This window comes from Ruminococcus flavefaciens (assembly GCF_900119075.1).
Classification (GTDB): domain Bacteria; phylum Bacillota; class Clostridia; order Oscillospirales; family Ruminococcaceae; genus Ruminococcus; species Ruminococcus flavefaciens_Q.
Genome location: NZ_FPIP01000001.1, coordinates 110,378 through 126,453, shown reverse-complemented (window position 1 = coordinate 126,453; position 16,076 = coordinate 110,378). Strand labels below are relative to the sequence as shown.

Here is a 16,076-nt window from a genome sequence, read left to right as displayed (position 1 = left end):
ATAATTCACCTCAGTAATCAAGGATATGTCCCATCTTGTCGCGCTTGGTTTTAAGATAGAAGAGGTCATAGGCGGTAGCGTCCACCTGTATCGGTACACGCTCCTTTATTTCCAGTCCGAAGCCGCTGAGACCGTAGACCTTGTCGGGATTGTTGGTGAGAAGTCTCAGAGTCTTGCAGCCCAAATCGCGGAGTATCTGTGCTCCGATGTAGTATTCGCGCATATCTCCCGGGAATCCGAGAGCAAGGTTAGCTTCAAGGGTATCCATGCCCTTGTCCTGCAATTCATAGGCGCGAAGCTTATTGATAAGACCGATTCCGCGTCCCTCCTGACGCATATACAGGAGTATTCCCCGTCCCTCTTTTTCTATCTGTGACATAGCCGCCGCAAACTGCTGTCCGCAGTCACATTTAAGCGAACCGAAGGCGTCTCCCGTGAGACACTCGGAATGAACTCGGCAGAGTATATCCTGTCCGTCGCCGATGTCGCCCTTTACAAGAGCTACATGGTGCTCGCCGTTGAGCTTGTTCACGTAGCCGAGGGCTCTGAACTCGCCGTACTTTGTGGGGAGCTTTGTATTGGCAACGCACTCCACAAGCACATCGTGCACCTTGCGGTATTCTTTCAGCGCCTTAATGGTTATGAACTTCATGCCCCATTCCCGAGCCTTTTCCTGAAGCTCGGGAGTTCTCATCATAGTGCCGTCGTCGCGCATTATCTCACAGCAGAGACCGCATTCTTCGAGCCCTGCGATACGCATAAGGTCAACGGTAGCCTCTGTGTGTCCCTCGCGTTCGAGAACGCCGTTTTTCTTGGCGGTCAGCGGAAACATATGCCCGGGGCGGCGGAAGTCTTCGGGCTTTGAGTTCTTATCGACGCACATACGGGCTGTGAAGCCGCGCTCCTCGGCAGAAATGCCTGTGGTAGTCTTTACGTGGTCGATAGACACCGTAAATGCCGTGCAGTGGTTATCGGTGTTGTAGTCCACCATCTGCGGCAGATGAAGCCTGTCGCAGAGCTCTCCGCTCATGGGCATACAGATGAGTCCCTTTGCGTGAGCCGCCATGAAGTTTACGTTTTCTGTAGTTGCAAACTGAGCGGCACATATCATGTCGCCCTCGTTTTCTCTGTCCTCGTCGTCTGTAACGAGGATGATTTCGCCGTTTCGGAGAGCCTCACAGGCTTCTTCAACAGTGTTGTACTGAAACATCAAGATTACTCCTTATCTATTTTTATCTCGCCTGTATCGACAGCGAAGTCGATATTGCAGTTTTCAACTGCTATGCTGAGGCTCTGGGACGTTCCCTTTGTCTTCTCGTCCTTGACCTCATAGTTCTTTATGCCTGAGACTTCGATATTTGCTGTTTCACCCTTTACGCTTATATCAGCTCCGTCAGAGCCATTAAGGGGCAGACAGAATTTGATATTGCCTGTTTCAGCATAAATATCAGTATCAGCCTTGTAGGTAATGCTGTTCATGGTGATATTGCCCGTATTGCACTTTATCACAGAGGAACCTGTTATCTCGTCATCAGAGAATGTGATATTTCCGACGCTCGCATCTGCTGTAAAGCTTCCCGACATTTCCTTGAAAGTTATATTGCCGATCCCGCACTTGGTCCTGTAATCGTTGACATACTCGGGAACGGTGATATAGACATCGTACTCCACGCGGCAGTCTGGTGCATTCTTTTCGAGCCATGTGTTTATGTCCTCTGATGTCTCGGCTTCTACCAGCTTTATCACAAGAACGTTGTCCTTTACCTCCGAGACAGAGCCCATATGCTCGTTGACGTTATCGATAGTTTCATCGGTATCGGCGTATATCCTGTACCTGAGGCATAAGCCTGACTTGTCGTCGCCTGAGTGCTCAACCTCGATATCTCCTGTTGGTACCTCAATTGACATGGCATTTATTGGCTTTGGAGTTTCAAATGTGTAGTTTTTCTGAAACTTCAGGTTCTTTGCGTATTCCTTGTCGACATCGTTGAGGTCTATGGTTACGTCGCCAACTTTTATATTGCTGCTGTTCTTGCTGTCGGAGCAACCTGTGAGCAGAGCTGCCGCTATAAGTGATGAAGTAAGAATTGCTTTTACTATCTTCATAGCTTTCTCCTTTTAAAATCCGTTTTTCGCAAGAAAGTCCATGGTAATGCCGCCTGTTTTCGGAGTTTCCGCAGGCTTCATGAGCTTCTCTGCGTATTTGGCTATAATATCATTTTCGAGATTTACCGTATCGCCTGTCTTTTTCGTGCTGAGAATGGTCTGAGCGGCGGTGTGAGGGATAATGGACACGCTGAACGACGTATCCGTTACCTTTGCCACTGTAAGGCTTATGCCGTCAATGGCTATTGAGCCTTTCTCCACGATATACCGCAGCAGCTCGGGAGCTGCGCTGACTGTATACCACACAGCGATACCGTCGTTTTTTATGTCGGTTATAATTCCTGTGCCGTCTATATGTCCCGATACTATATGTCCGCCGAAGCGTCCGTTTGCCGCCATTGCGCGTTCAAGATTTACAGGACTGCCGTTCGTCAGACTTCCCAGCGATGAACGGCTGAGAGTCTCATTCATAACGTCTGCGCGGAAAACTCCGCCGCCGAAATGAGTTACCGTAAGGCATACGCCGTTGACGGCTATACTGTCTCCGAGGTGAACGTCTTCCAGCACCTTTTTTGCCTGTATCTCAATGAACGAGGCGTTACCCGAATGCTGTACGCGGCTGACTGTGCCCACCTCTTCAATTATTCCCGTGAACATTCTTCACCCTGCTTTCTATGAGGATATCCTCGCCGATATGTCTGATACTGCACTGCTCCAGCATGAACGCTTCAGCAGGCACGGGGACGCCCTGTCCTCCGACAGGTGACTTGCCGCTGCCGCCAAAAAGCTTAGGAGCAATATACGCCTGAACCTTGCTGACTATGCCTGCATTAAGTGCCGACCAGTTCAGCTCGCCGCCGCCCTCAAGGAGTATGCTGTCAAGTCTCTCCTTGCCCAGAAGCTTCATAAGCGTGGCTAAGTCCACACGACCGTCCTTGGGAGCAGTCTTTATTATGCGGCAGCCTGCATTTTCATACACAGCCGCCTTGTCGATGTCATCGCAGATCGTAGCTATCACCGTGGGAACTTCTCTTGCAGTCTTAACGATATTGCTGTCAAGGGGAGTTCTCAAAGAGCTGTCGCAGATTATTCGCAGCGGATCTCTACCGTTTTCCAGTCGGCAGGTAAGAAGAGGATCGTCTGCAAGTACAGTTCCAACGCCAACCATTACAGCGCTGTGACGAAGCCTTTCCTGCTGAACGTGAGCACGGGCGGCTTCACCTGTTATCCATTTGGACTGTCCTGTATAGCAGGCTATCTTGCCGTCTGAGGTCATGGCATATTTCATAGTCACAAAGGGAAGTCCCGTTGTGATATAATGGAAAAAAATCTCGTTGAGAGCGTCGCATTCTTCTTTGAGTACACCCTCGATGACCTCTATGCCGTTTTCACGGAGTATCTCAACGCCCTTGCCTGCGACAAGAGGATTAGGATCGGAAGAGCCTATGAAAACGCGCTTTATGCCGTGAGCTATTACCGCATCGGTGCATGGGGGCTGTTTGCCGTGATGACAGCAGGGCTCCAGAGTGACATACATATCCGCTCCCTTGCAGTCTATGCCGTTTTCCTCGCAGTACGCAAAGGCGGAGCGCTCTGCGTGGAGGTCGCCGTATTTCCTGTGATAGCCCTCGGCGATAATCTCGCCTTTTTTGACGATAACAGCTCCTACCATGGGATTAGGCGATGTAAAGCCCATGCCTTTTTTTGCAAGTTCGAGAGCTGCACTCATAAAATCTTCGTTAGTCATAGTATCTCCTGTTTATGTTAATAAGTGTAGGGGCTGCCTTGGGCAGTCCGTGTTATTATGTATGATAGTGAGTTTAGTCCTGTTTCTTTTCCCTGTCGGGGATATTGCCGAAGTATTTGATAAAAAAGAAAAGTGCCGCATAAACAACAATAAAAATGGGGATAGTTACGAGCAGAAGCTTTTTCAGGTGTATCTCGCCGTTGGAAAAATAGGAATATCCGCATCTTATAAGAAATGTTATGGCAAAGCAGGTCACACAATGGAGCGGTATGCGGAATATGCTTTTCCAGTTAAGTATAGCGAATGAAAGTCCGTAGAGCAATGAAGCGGTAAGCCAGATAACTACCGACCTCATGGTGTCGTCCAAGCCGTTGTCGATAATGAGCATCGGTGTGAATATAAGGGTTCCAAGACCTACTGTCAGAAAGATATTCCGTAAAGTATTCTTCATAGTATCCCTCCGTATGAAAAAATAGAAAAAGCCCCGTATATCGGGGCGCGAAGTCATATACTGCACTTTATGTGCGGTTTATCTTCTTTCATCCGGACTTTACCGTCGGCTTCGGAATCACACCGAATCAACCAATAAGGCTCGCAGGCTATACTGCCGGTAGGGAATTACACCCTGCCCCGAAGATAAAAAGTGGATATTCAGTTATTCTTCGTCAGCGTATGCTGGGAGCGGAGACACTCCGCCTGCCGGTCAGGACTTTCACCTAACCCCGAAGATAAAAAGTGGATATTCAGTTATTCTTCGTCAGCGTATGCTGGGAGCGGAGGCACTCCGCCTGCCGGTAGGGAATTACACCCTGCCCCGAAGATATAATTTAAGACCTAAGATCTAAGAATTAGTATGTAAGAGACTTATTCAGAACTATGTTTCTTAGTTCTTAGCTCTTAATTCTTAGTTCTCAACTCTCAACTGATATTATATCACTGTGTTAGAGATTTGTCAATATGCTATTGCTATTTTCTGAATAATGTGGTATAATAAATGTATTATATCATAAGGAGTGTTTTTTAATGAGCGAATGTACACACGACTGCTCAAGCTGCGGAAGCGACTGCGGCAGCAGACAGGAGCCGCAGAGCTTACTGGAAAAGCCCAATGCCATGAGCAATATCGGAAAGGTCATCGGCGTTGTCAGCGGTAAGGGCGGCGTTGGTAAGACTCTCGTATCTTCATTGCTTGCAGTTTCAATGCAGCGTCTTGGCAAGAATGTGGGAATCATGGACGCTGATATCACAGGTCCGTCTATACCAAAGGCTTTTGGTATCCACCAGAAGGCTGACGCCTGCGAATTCGGCATTATCCCTGCAAAGTCCAAAATGGGACTTGATATCATGTCGATAAATCTTCTTCTCGAAAACGAGTCCGATCCTGTAGTATGGAGAGGTCCTGTTATCGCAGGAGTTGTAAAGCAGTTCTGGACAGACGTTATCTGGAAGGACATAGACTGCCTCGTAGTTGATATGCCTCCGGGAACAGGCGACGTTCCGCTGACTGTTTTCCAGTCTCTCCCTGTTGACGGTATCGTTATCGTAACTTCACCTCAGGAGCTTGTTTCAATGATAGTTGAAAAGGCTGTAAAAATGGCTAAGCTGATGAATATCCCTATCCTTGGAATCATCGAGAATATGAGCTATTTTGAATGTCCCGACTGCGGCAAGCGCCACAGCATCTACGGCGAGAGCCACATCGAGGAGATAGCTGCACAGTACGATATCCCTGTACTTGCAAAGCTCCCTATTGATCCACAGCTTGCAAAGCTCTGCGATCAGGGAACAATAGAGCTCTTTGAGGGTGAATGGCTCACAGAAGCAGCCGAGAAGGTCGCTGCGCTCTGAGTTCTTAGTGATATATTGTAGGGGACGCCGTCTTCGGCGTCCCGTTTTAGTTTGGGCGCACAGTGTGCGCCCATTTGCTTTGTAGGAGCTGCCTTTGGCTGTCCGATTATTGTACTTGACCTATTACTATTTTGTATGTATAATAAAATTAAGGTCGTTTTTTGATTTGGGATAAGGAGAATGATGTATGTTTGGAATTTATAAGTATGTGTATGACAACGAGATTATTTACATAGGCAAGTCAGATAACTCAATTCTTAATAGGGTGAATGGTCATGCAAAAGAAATGAAATTTCAGCCATACCTTGATAAAGCAATTATTTATTATACGGTATATGAAAATTCGGCTCAAACAGATTTTTATGAGTCGTATTTCATTAATAAATATAAGCCTAAACTTAATGTCGCTAAAATGTATGACGGAAATATAGGTGTTGATATTCCGGAACCAGAATGGCATTTATTGTCAGAGCTTAATGAAATAGAAAAAAAGGAAAAAACTAAAAAAGCAGCCGTGTTCAAAACTCAAAAAGCATATGAAACTCGAATAAAAAAGATAAAAGAGAGAAAAAAGCATATTGAAAACTTGAAATGGCTTGAATCATTTCTGCCTCAATTTTATGGATCATATGATATTGAATTATCTGTTGATTATACAGAAGATAATAAAAAGATATATATGAGGATTTTTGAACTTCTACATTCTACTGACGGGCGTAGTTTATTGATTGGCGATTTTCCTCACATGGATGAAACAGGAAAAAAACTTAGTGTTCACTTTTTGAAAAAGTCATCATGTAAAGAACTTGATTTCTGGAATAACTATAAAACAATGATTCAACAGACTATAGATGAACACTTGGCAGAAATATTTCGGATAAATAGCGAGATTAGAGAAGCAGGTTTTGACGAATATGAGTAAAGGGCGGGATAATCCGCCCTTTTCTGATTTCTAATCACTAAACACTGAAACAGCCATACTTCCGCAGTACCGCTGTTTCCGTATTCTTCACAGTCAGCTTTTACTTAGTACCGAAGATACGGTCTCCTGCGTCACCGACGCCCGGAACGATGTACTTGTCCTCGTTGAGCTTTTCGTCCATAACACCTGCGTAGATATCAACGTCAGGGTGAGCTTCCTGAACAGCCTTAACGCCCTCGGGTGAGCATATGATACACATGAACTTGATGTGCTTAGAACCAAGCTTCTTCATCTCTGTGATAGCGGCTACTGCCGATCTGCCTGTTGCAAGCATAGGATCAACAATGATAGTATCACGCTCGCTGATATCATCAGGCACCTTTGAATAGTACTGCACAGGCTCCTTTGTAACAGGATCGCGGAAAAGTCCGATATGACCTATCTTTGCGGCAGGAACGAGAGTTGTAACGCCATCTACCATGCCGAGACCTGCACGGAGTATCGGGATAAACGCAAGCTTTCTGCCTGAGATTATCTTTGTCTTTGCCACAGCAAGAGGAGTTTCAAGCTCTATCTCCTTCAGGGGGAGGTCTCTTGTAGCCTCATAGCAGATGAACATTGCTATCTCGGAAACAATCTCACGGAACTCCTTTGTTCCTGTGTTCTTATCTCTTAAAAGTGAAATTTTGTGCTGAACCAGTGGGTGGTCAATGATGTGTAATTCTCCCATAGTTAGCAGCTCCTTTCATTAATAATATTCATATATACATCTTTTTCGATACAGTAGCATACCTCGCCCTCGGGAGAAACTCCCTCGTGTATGAAGCGCTGAACTGTATCAGTTGTATGCATCATGGATTTTTTGAGAACTCGTCCCGACTTTGTATTCTCGGCTCTGTGATAGGCTTCAAGCTTGTCAAAATCCATAGTTCTGAAGCAGTGAGCCATAAGACCTGCAAGAGCTTCTCCTGCATAGCCATTTCCCCAGAACTCAGTGCCGATACAGTATTCTATCTCGGCAGTACGCTGTTCCTCCCAGACCTTGCAGAAGGCTATCTGTCCGATATTCCTGCCGCTTGAACGCTCTGTTATCGCCCAGCGGTAGAAGTCGGGCTTTTCGTAGCTCCTGATATAGCTGTCAAGGAGTCCCCTCACCTTTGCTTCGTCTGTGTAGACAGGCTCGCCGTACTCGGTCTGTATCTCGGGAAGTGAAGCCCAGTTCTCCAGCATATCGCGCCAGTCATAGGCTTCAAATCTGCGGCAGACGAGCCGTTCTGTCTCAAAGGGAACAGTTCCCGTATGCTTCATCACTTGTTTTCAAGAGCAGTGATAAGGTCAACTCTTCTCTGATGACGTCCACCCTCGAACTCTGTTGTGAGGAATATCTCGGCAAGCTCGCTTGCAAGTCCCGGACCGAGAGTTCTTGCGCCCATACACATTACGTTTGCGTCATTGTGCAGACGTGTGTACTTAGTAGAGAAGCTGTCGGCGCAGAGTGCTGCACGGATACCCTTTATCTTATTGGCAGCGATAGACATACCGATACCTGTTCCGCAGATAAGTATGCCCTTTTCGCAATTGCCAGAAGTTATCTCTCCGCAGAGCTTCTCTGCCATTACAGGGTAATCGCAGGGCTCTCCGTTAGTACCGAGGTCCTTGAGCTCGAAGCCCTTTTCTGTCAGATACTCAATTACTGCCTTTTTCATTTCCACGCCTGCGTGGTCACAGCCTATAGCTATCATCTTTAAACATCTCCAATTATTGGTTTTTATTTTCTAAGTCCTTTTCAGCCTTTACCTTCTGGAGATAGGATACCTCCAGCTCCTCGGGCTGAGAGAGCTTTCTTGAAACTCCTGCAAGACACACGCCCACAGCGCTCTGCAAACGTCCCTGCGGTGGGGCGATGATGAACGCAGGCGAGCTGTATGCATTATAGAAATCCGCAGCTCCGTCGCCGCAGAGCATACACTCCTTGACGTTGAAAGCAAGGTACTCCGCAAGCTCGTCACGGGAGATTATCTGCTCCTCGGTGACCTGCTCAACGCAGTAGCCGTCGCTCTTGTAGGTACAGGTGTAGACCAGCTCTCCCCTCGCCTTCATAATGGCGCATATATGCCCCTTGTAGGCAAGGTTGTTGCAGGCAAGTCCCAGAAGCGTCGATACTCCGCAGCATTTCACACCAAGCCCGAAGCTGAGCGCCTTTACTGCGGCAACTCCTATACGAAGTCCCGTATAAGAGCCCGGACCGTTTGCAACGGCAATACCGCCAAGGTCAGAGAGCTCCTTGCCTGCCTGTGCCATAATGTCTTTTACCATAGGCATTATGACCTGTGAATGTGTTTTCTGGGTATAAACGGTAGCCTGAGCCAAAAACAGCTCGCTGTCCGAATCAAAAAGCGCTGCGGAAGCGGTCTTTCCCGAGGTATCAATCCCAAGCAGCAGCAAATCTTCCACCGTCCTCAATAATTATTTCCCTGTCGTTCTCACCGAGACTGTTTATGGTCACATAGATAGTGTCCTTTGGCAGAAACTCCGCGATATTCTCAGACCATTCCACTGCCGCGACGTTGTCCTCAAAGGGATAGTCATAAAAGCCTGTGGATTCAAGGTCGTCCTCGGAGTCAATGCGGTACATATCAAAGTGATAGAGCGTTATGCGCTCGCCGCGGTACTCGTTGACAAGGGCGAATGTGGGCGAGGTAACGCTGTCCCCAAGCCCCATTCCAATGGCAAGACCACGGGTAAAGGTAGTTTTCCCTGCACCCAGTCCGCCTTTATATGCTATCATGTCTCCTGCTTTCAGCAGACCGCCCAGCTTCTCAGCCGCGGCAATGGTCTCCTGAGGAGAATGAGTTACTATCTTCATATTCTGTCAGCCCTATCAGAAAAGTCCTGTAATAGTGCCGTCGCTGTTGCAGTCGATATTCAGAGCCGCAGGAGCCTTAGGAAGTCCCGGCATTGTAAGGATATCGCCTGTGTATATAACTACGAAGCCTGCGCCCGATGAAAGCTTGGCGTCGCGGACAGTTATCTTGAAGTTCTTTGGCTTTCCGAGAAGATTCGGGTTATCCGAGAGTGAATACTGAGTCTTTGCAACACAGATAGGAAGGTCCCAGAAGCCGATATTCTCAATTTCCTTGATAGCCTTTTCAGCCTGAGCGGTAAAGGTAACTCCCTCAGCGCGGTATATCTCCTTAGCTATCTTCTCGACCTTGTCCTTTATAGTAGCGTGAGTATCGTAAAGGGGCTTGAACTCGTTGTCGCCGCAGAGGTCAATAGCCTCACAGACCTTATTTGCAAGGTCAGTGCCGCCCTCGCCGCCCTTTGCGAATACCTCGCACATGGACACCTCTACTCCCATTTCGGAGCAGAAGTTCTCAACGAACTTTACTTCCTCGTCCGTATCAGTAGCAAATCTGTTTATAGCCACAACTACAGGAACGTGATACTTGTGCATATTCTCGATGTGAGTTCTCAGGTTCTCGATACCCTTTTCAAGAGCCCACATATTCTCCTTGCCGAGGTCCTGCTTCTGAACGCCGCCGTTGTATTTCAGAGCCTTGATAGTAGCTACAAGAACTACGCATGATGGCGCAAGTCCGCCGATACGGCACTTGATGTCGAGGAACTTCTCAGCGCCAAGGTCTGAACCGAAGCCTGCCTCTGTTACTACGTAGTCGCCCAGCTTGAGGGCAAGCTTTGTAGCTCTCAGTGAATTGCAGCCGTGAGCGATATTTGCGAAAGGTCCGCCGTGGATAAATGCAGGAGTATTCTCAAGAGTCTGTACAAGGTTTGGCTTGAGAGCGTCCTTGAGAAGAGCTGTCATAGCGCCTGTGCAGCCAAGGTCTCTTGCATATATAGGCTCGCCGCTGAGATTATAGGCAACAAGGATATTGCCGAGACGCTCCTTAAGGTCAGCAAGGTCTGAAGCCAGACAGAGTATAGCCATTACTTCGGAAGCAACCGTGATATTGAAGCCGTCCTCACGGGGAACGCCGTTGGCTCTGCCGCCGAGACCTATGAGAATATTTCTCAGTGCTCTGTCGTTCATATCCATGCAGCGCTTGAACATTATCCTGCGCTGATCTATCTGCAATGTATTCCCCTGCTGGAGATGATTGTCTATCATTGCGCAGAGAAGATTGTTTGCAGCTGTGATAGCGTGCATATCGCCTGTAAAGTGGAGGTTTATGTCCTCCATAGGAACTACCTGTGCATAGCCGCCGCCTGCTGCGCCGCCCTTCATGCCGAAAACTGGTCCGAGCGAAGGCTCACGGAGAGCAAGAACTGTCTTTTTGCCTATCCTGCGCATAGCGTCTGAAAGACCAACGCTTATAGTGGTCTTTCCCTCGCCTGCGGGAGTGGGATTTATAGCTGTGACAAGAATGAGCTTGCCGTCCTCTCTGTCTGCCAGCTTTGTGTAGAGTGCCTCAGAAAGCTTAGCCTTATAGTGACCATAGGGCTCGATATCAGCCTCGTCGATGCCGAGACCTGCTGCGATCTCGTCAATACGCTTCATTTCGGCGCTCTGAGCGATTTCAATATCAGATAACATAAATATATCCTCCGAAACATTGTAATAATAATATTATTATACCACTTTCAGCGAACAAATGCAAGGTTTGGAAAGAATATTTCCACAATAACAAAGAAGGCTGCACTATAAAAGTGCAGCCCTCTATGATTTAAGAAAGAAAAATGTGATAACATTAAGAACACTTTAGCCCTTGACACCGCCCAGTGCAACACCTGCGATGATATATTTAGAAAGCAGGAAGTATGCAATAAGGATCGGTATTACGGTAAGTAACAGTCCCAGATAAACTGAACCGTACTCGGTTTTGTAAGCGTCACCGCCGAGAAGCGATACCATCTGTGGCATGGTATACTTATCCATATTTGTGTTAAGAATCTGAGGCATAAACAGCTGGTTCCAGCTGGTTACGAAGGAGAAGATAGCCTGTGTAGCCATAGCGGGCTTCATCATCGGGAGAACGATCTGGTTGAATATTCTGAATTCACCTGCACCGTCGATTCTTGCAGACTGGAGAATCTCCATAGGAAGTGACGGTATCATGTACTGCCTCATAAAGAATACAGTAGTCGGGGCAGCGATAGCAGGGAGTATAAGAGGCAGGAAACTATTTGTCCAGTGGATCTTATACATGAATGTGTAGAAACCGATACTGCTTACCTGAGCAGGGATCATAAGCACTGCCATGATAACAGTAAAGAACGGTTTTCTGAGTTTCCAGTCATACGCAACGAGTGCGAATGCTGTCATTGTTGAGAAATAGATATTGCACGCTGTGGAACCTACAGAAACTATAAGTGAGTTTCTGAATCCAAGAAGCGGATTGAACATACCGCTCTTTGTGAGTATGCTCCAGTTTGTTTTGAAGTTCATACCAGGGATAAATGATACCGCATGGCTCTGTATCTCGCCTGTACTTCTCGTGGAGTTCACGATCATTATAATAAACGGAAAAATACTCAGAACAGTGAGAAGTATACAAAATGCATATGCAAAGATCTTAAAGCCGTATGTACCCGGCTTTTTATTTACCACTGCCATTGATTTACTCCTCCCTTTGACGCTCTTTTAGCCTCTTTTTTAGCTCTCTTGATCTCTTTATCCATCTGTATCTGTTCCTTATCTCGCATTATAAAGAACAATACACCTGAGAGTGCAGCTATAATGATCCACATCAGCATACTTGCGGCAGAAGCTCTGTTGTACAGATAGCTTCCCGAGAACGCCTGATTGTAAATGAATACACTGGTCGTAAGTGTAGCTCTGTCAGGACCGCCCTTCAGGAAGAGGAACGGGATATCGAACATATTAAGTCCGCCGACAAGGCTTGTTACGAGTGTATACAGTAAAACTGTCTTTATGTTAGGTATTGTAATACGGAAGAAGGTCTGAACACCATTTGCTCCGTCGATCTCTGCCGCTTCGTAAATGTCAGGGCTGATACCGAGAACACCTGATATAAGAACTATCATGGTATTTCCGTACCATGTCCAGAACTGGATAAATACAACTATAAGACGAGACGCTGTTTTACTTGTGAAGAAGTAATAAGACTCATCTCTGAGACCTGAACTTGTAAGGATATCGTTTACAGGTCCGATAGGATAGTTGAAAAGCGAATGGAAGAGGATCGCTACTGTTGCAGCAGTAATAATGTTCGGCATATAGAAAACGACTTTAAAGAAGCCTTTTCCCTTGATCTCGTTGCTGTGTGATGTGAACCACGCAGTGAGAAGAAGAGCTATAGTGATCTGAGGGATAAAGTTCATTATCCAGATCATTACTGTGTTCTTCAGAGATACACGGAAAGAATCATTCTGTAATATAAGTTTATAGTTTTCTAACGGATGCTCCAGAAATTGAAATTCTGTGTTATTAACACCTCTACAATTTGTAAAGCCGAGGATCGCTGTATAAATAGTAGGATACAGCGTAAAAATCAAAAATGCAACAACAAAAGGAATACTGAATAGATATCCGTATTTGGAATAGCTAATACCTTTAAGCTTCGTTTTCAAAGCCTTAAGCCTCCTTTTTTATTTACAGGGCTGTACCGCTTTTTCAGCGGCACAGCTCTGTTATGCATAAAATTAGTGAATATCGAGCTCGTCAGCAACTTCCTGTTTGAAGTCCTTTAAAGCTTCTTCTCTTGACTTGTTGCCTGCTGTGTACTGACGAACCTGTCCACGCCACTTCTGGTTGATTGTCTCATCGTATGGTGTGAGGTTCTTACCGTTTGCAAGCTTGTTACCTGCAACAAATGCGTCAAACATATTCTGACCGCCGAGGAAGTCAACCTTACCGTCGGACATAGCGAGAACTGTACCTGAAGCTACGCAGTCCTTAGTTGGGTTAGCAGGATCGAATGTACCGTTAGCCCACATATACTGGAGGCCGTCCTGAGTGCAGTTGAGAGTGATCCAGTCGATGATCTCTCCAACGCCTTCCTTAACCTTGGAATCCTTGTTAGCAAGTACCCATGTACCGCCCCAGAAGAAGCCGATTGGTGGCTGGCAAACTGCCCAGTCGCCGTATGTACCGATAGATGTATCAAGCTCCTTGATAGCATTACCGTCTGCATCCTTCTCGCCTGTTTCCTTCCAAGAACCGCAGTTCTGTGAAAGTGTATAGTTGATGAGCCATGCAGGACCGAAGAAACCGAGAACTTCCTTAGCGCCCTCACCCTTCATATCAGCGAACCAAGCATCCTGCCAGTCCTCTGTATCGTTGTGATAGCCGTTGTCCTTGAGCTTCTTGGAGAGATCGAGGAATGCCTCACGCTTAGGATCTATATTGAGCTTGCCGTCAACAACCCAGCCTGTATCAGAGCTGTTCTCAACAGCATGCCAGATATCACCGTCGCCTGATACGATACCATAGCCCTTGCCCTTGAGCTCTTCAGCGCACTCAAAGAACTTATCCCAGCTGTTTGAACCAGCACCGATCTTCTCCTCAACTACCTTAGGATCGTCTGAACCGAAAGCAGCCTTAGCAACTGAACGTCTGTAGATGAAAGCACCGCCTGTAGCCTGATAGCCAAGACCTACTACGTTGCCGTTGTTTGAACCGATATCTACTGTGTACTGAGCGATATCAGCAGCCTTGATCTCGTTGTCAACGTCGATTCCGAGATCCTTGTAAGGAGCTGCATAGCTTGACATCTCGCCCTGTGTATACTTGAGAACGAATGCAGCCTCTGCACAGTACATATCAGGTGCATCTGCTCCGCCGCCTGTGAGAGCCTTGTCGAGTGCAGGCTGATAAGCACCGTCTGTTGTAGGAACGATAGTTACCTTAACATCGTACTTGTCTGCAAACTCTGGGTGAAGTGACTTGTACTTGTCAACCATCTTAGGAACTTCGTCTGTGAAGGACCAGAGATTGATAGTCTGCTTGCCGCCGGACTTTCCGCCGTCATCCTTCTTGGACTCAGTATTGCTTGTACCAGCGTCTGTGCCCTGCTTGGACGAATCCTTTGTACCGCCGCAAGCAGTAGCTGTTGCGAGAAGTGCAAGTGCCGAAATGAATGATAATGCCTTTTTCATTTTTCTTTACCTCCAATTTTGGAATAAATTGATTTATCTTAGCAGTCCGCTTAAATTACAGACTGAAAAGAACGTTGTTAACGATAGACTCGAGCATTTCCTGTCTGCCGCTTGTGAGTGAAGCTGTAACCTCACCCTTTTCAAGAGCATACTTTTCAAGTGAAGCAAAATCTGCCTTGCCGGCAATGATGTCAGCACCGATACCTGTCTTCCATGAAGCGTATCTGTCCTCTACGAACTTGTCGATACGTCCGTCCTCAACGAGCTTGAGAGCAGCTCTGAAGCCGAGTGCGAATGCATCCATACCTGCGATGTAGCTGAGGAAGATATCCTCGGGAGTGAAGCTGCCTCTTCTTGCCTTAGCGTCAAAGTTGAGACCGCCGTTTGTGAAGCCGCCTGCCTTGATGACCTCGTACATACACATTGTTGTGTCGTAGATGTTGGTCGGGAACTGGTCTGTATCCCAGCCGAGGAGCGGATCGCCCTGGTTAGCGTCGATAGAACCGAATACACCGTTGTCTCTTGCAACACGGAGCTCATGCTGGAATGTGTGCTGAGCAAGTGTAGCGTGGTTAGCCTCGATGTTCATCTTGAAGTCCTTATCAAGACCGTACTTTCTGAGGAAGCCCAGAACAGTAGCTGTATCGAAATCATACTGGTGCTTTGTTGGCTCCTTTGGCTTTGGCTCGATGTAGAAATCGCCGTTGAAGCCGATCGAACGTCCGTACTCAACAGCCATCTTCATGAGACGAGCCATGTTATCCTGCTCGAGAGCCATGTTTGTGTTGAGGAGAGTCTCATAACCCTCACGTCCGCCCCAGAATACATAGCCGTTACCGCCAAGCTTTACAGTAGACTCGAGAGCCTTCTTGATCTGTGCAGCTGAGAATGCGAAAACGTCTGCGGAAGGTGAAGTACCTGCGCCGTGCATGAATCTTGGGTGATCGAAGCACTTAGCTGTACCCCAGAGGCACTTCTTGTCGCCCATTACAGACTTCATGTAATCTGTAACAACATCGAGCTGAGCATTTGTTTCCTTTAAGCTGCCGTACTCAGGTGAGAGGTCACGGTCGTGGAAGCAGTAGTAGTCGATGGAAAGCTTATCCATGATCTCCTTAGCTGCGTCTACCTTAGCCTTAGCTCTTGCAGCAGGATCAGCCTGTCCCCATGTCTTGTCTGTTGTGCCGCAGCCGAACATATCTGTTCCGTCGCCGCCCATTGTGTGCCACCATGAGAGAGCAAACTTGAGGTGGTCGCGCATCTTCTTGCCGTTGATTACTTCATCGGGATTGTAGTACTTGAATGAGAAATCGTCCTTGCTGTCCTTTCCCTTATACTCGATCTTGCCGATATTCTTGAAAAATTCCATTATTT

At 47.0% G+C, this 16,076-nt stretch carries 17 protein-coding genes and 1 riboswitch; of the genes, 2 read left to right on the top strand and 15 right to left on the bottom strand.

What is annotated here, in order from left to right:
• Positions 1-10 precede the first annotated feature (10 nt).
• The 5 genes from BT105_RS00505 to BT105_RS00485 all read right to left on the bottom strand — a co-directional run bounded on the left by BT105_RS00505 (position 11) and on the right by BT105_RS00485 (position 4,304).
• Complete coding sequence (locus BT105_RS00505; RefSeq protein WP_072298927.1) at positions 11-1,210, bottom strand: bifunctional 3,4-dihydroxy-2-butanone-4-phosphate synthase/GTP cyclohydrolase II; 1,200 nt, start codon at positions 1,208-1,210, stop codon at positions 11-13.
• A 5-nt stretch (positions 1,211-1,215) separates the two neighbouring features.
• A complete protein-coding gene (locus BT105_RS00500) occupies positions 1,216-2,106 on the bottom strand; it encodes a hypothetical protein (protein WP_072298926.1) in 891 nt (296 codons plus the stop codon).
• Positions 2,107-2,118: 12 nt separating this feature from the next.
• Positions 2,119-2,763 (bottom strand): riboflavin synthase, encoded by a 645-nt coding sequence (locus BT105_RS00495; protein WP_072298925.1) that lies wholly within the window; start codon positions 2,761-2,763, stop codon positions 2,119-2,121.
• On the bottom strand, positions 2,744-3,853 hold the full coding sequence (gene ribD, locus BT105_RS00490; protein WP_072298924.1) for a bifunctional diaminohydroxyphosphoribosylaminopyrimidine deaminase/5-amino-6-(5-phosphoribosylamino)uracil reductase RibD: 1,110 nt from the start codon (positions 3,851-3,853) through the stop codon (positions 2,744-2,746). Before ribD ends, BT105_RS00495 begins: the two co-directional genes overlap by 20 nt.
• A gap of 73 nt (positions 3,854-3,926) precedes the next feature.
• The gene (locus tag BT105_RS00485; protein WP_072298923.1) at positions 3,927-4,304 is read right to left on the bottom strand and encodes a hypothetical protein; all 378 of its coding nucleotides are present in this window, start codon (positions 4,302-4,304) and stop codon (positions 3,927-3,929) included.
• Positions 4,305-4,380: 76 nt separating this feature from the next.
• A riboswitch (FMN riboswitch) is annotated at positions 4,381-4,495 on the bottom strand.
• Positions 4,496-4,876: 381 nt separating this feature from the next.
• Between BT105_RS00485 and BT105_RS00480 the strand changes: the two genes are divergently transcribed.
• Together BT105_RS00480 and BT105_RS00475 are read left to right on the top strand one after the other, a co-directional pair.
• The gene (locus tag BT105_RS00480; RefSeq protein ID WP_072298922.1) at positions 4,877-5,701 is read left to right on the top strand and encodes an Mrp/NBP35 family ATP-binding protein; all 825 of its coding nucleotides are present in this window, start codon (positions 4,877-4,879) and stop codon (positions 5,699-5,701) included.
• A gap of 187 nt (positions 5,702-5,888) precedes the next feature.
• Positions 5,889-6,623 carry a GIY-YIG nuclease family protein gene (locus BT105_RS00475; protein ID WP_072298921.1) on the top strand — a complete coding sequence of 245 codons (735 nt, stop codon included), beginning with the start codon at positions 5,889-5,891 and terminating at the stop codon, positions 6,621-6,623.
• Positions 6,624-6,723: 100 nt separating this feature from the next.
• Here the strand turns inward: BT105_RS00475 and upp are convergent, their stop codons facing one another.
• The 10 genes from upp to xylA all read right to left on the bottom strand — a co-directional run bounded on the left by upp (position 6,724) and on the right by xylA (position 16,071).
• Entirely contained in the window at positions 6,724-7,353 is a 630-nt protein-coding gene (upp, locus tag BT105_RS00470) for a uracil phosphoribosyltransferase (protein WP_072298920.1), read from the bottom strand.
• A gap of 2 nt (positions 7,354-7,355) precedes the next feature.
• Positions 7,356-7,931, bottom strand: coding sequence for a GNAT family N-acetyltransferase (locus BT105_RS00465; protein ID WP_072298919.1), 576 nt, complete (start codon positions 7,929-7,931; stop codon positions 7,356-7,358).
• The gene (gene rpiB, locus BT105_RS00460; protein ID WP_072298918.1) at positions 7,931-8,365 is read right to left on the bottom strand and encodes a ribose 5-phosphate isomerase B; all 435 of its coding nucleotides are present in this window, start codon (positions 8,363-8,365) and stop codon (positions 7,931-7,933) included. The genes BT105_RS00465 and rpiB overlap by 1 nt, the downstream gene beginning before the upstream one ends.
• 16 nt (positions 8,366-8,381) lie before the next feature.
• The gene (gene tsaB, locus BT105_RS00455) at positions 8,382-9,068 is read right to left on the bottom strand and encodes a tRNA (adenosine(37)-N6)-threonylcarbamoyltransferase complex dimerization subunit type 1 TsaB (RefSeq protein WP_072298917.1); all 687 of its coding nucleotides are present in this window, start codon (positions 9,066-9,068) and stop codon (positions 8,382-8,384) included.
• The gene (gene tsaE / locus BT105_RS00450) at positions 9,049-9,489 is read right to left on the bottom strand and encodes a tRNA (adenosine(37)-N6)-threonylcarbamoyltransferase complex ATPase subunit type 1 TsaE (protein WP_028514443.1); all 441 of its coding nucleotides are present in this window, start codon (positions 9,487-9,489) and stop codon (positions 9,049-9,051) included. The genes tsaB and tsaE overlap by 20 nt, the downstream gene beginning before the upstream one ends.
• Before the next feature lie 15 nt (positions 9,490-9,504).
• Positions 9,505-11,178, bottom strand: coding sequence for a formate--tetrahydrofolate ligase (locus tag BT105_RS00445; RefSeq protein ID WP_072298916.1), 1,674 nt, complete (start codon positions 11,176-11,178; stop codon positions 9,505-9,507).
• A gap of 165 nt (positions 11,179-11,343) precedes the next feature.
• Positions 11,344-12,198: a carbohydrate ABC transporter permease gene (locus BT105_RS00440; RefSeq protein WP_072298915.1), complete on the bottom strand. Its 855-nt coding sequence runs from the start codon at positions 12,196-12,198 to the stop codon at positions 11,344-11,346.
• The gene (locus BT105_RS00435; protein WP_242839966.1) at positions 12,186-12,938 is read right to left on the bottom strand and encodes a carbohydrate ABC transporter permease; all 753 of its coding nucleotides are present in this window, start codon (positions 12,936-12,938) and stop codon (positions 12,186-12,188) included. The genes BT105_RS00440 and BT105_RS00435 overlap by 13 nt, the downstream gene beginning before the upstream one ends.
• 309 nt (positions 12,939-13,247) lie before the next feature.
• Positions 13,248-14,702, bottom strand: a complete 1,455-nt coding sequence (locus tag BT105_RS00430) for an extracellular solute-binding protein (protein ID WP_072298914.1) — start codon at positions 14,700-14,702, stop codon at positions 13,248-13,250.
• Positions 14,703-14,757: 55 nt separating this feature from the next.
• The gene (gene xylA / locus BT105_RS00425) at positions 14,758-16,071 is read right to left on the bottom strand and encodes a xylose isomerase (protein WP_177243898.1); all 1,314 of its coding nucleotides are present in this window, start codon (positions 16,069-16,071) and stop codon (positions 14,758-14,760) included.
• Positions 16,072-16,076 lie beyond the last annotated feature (5 nt).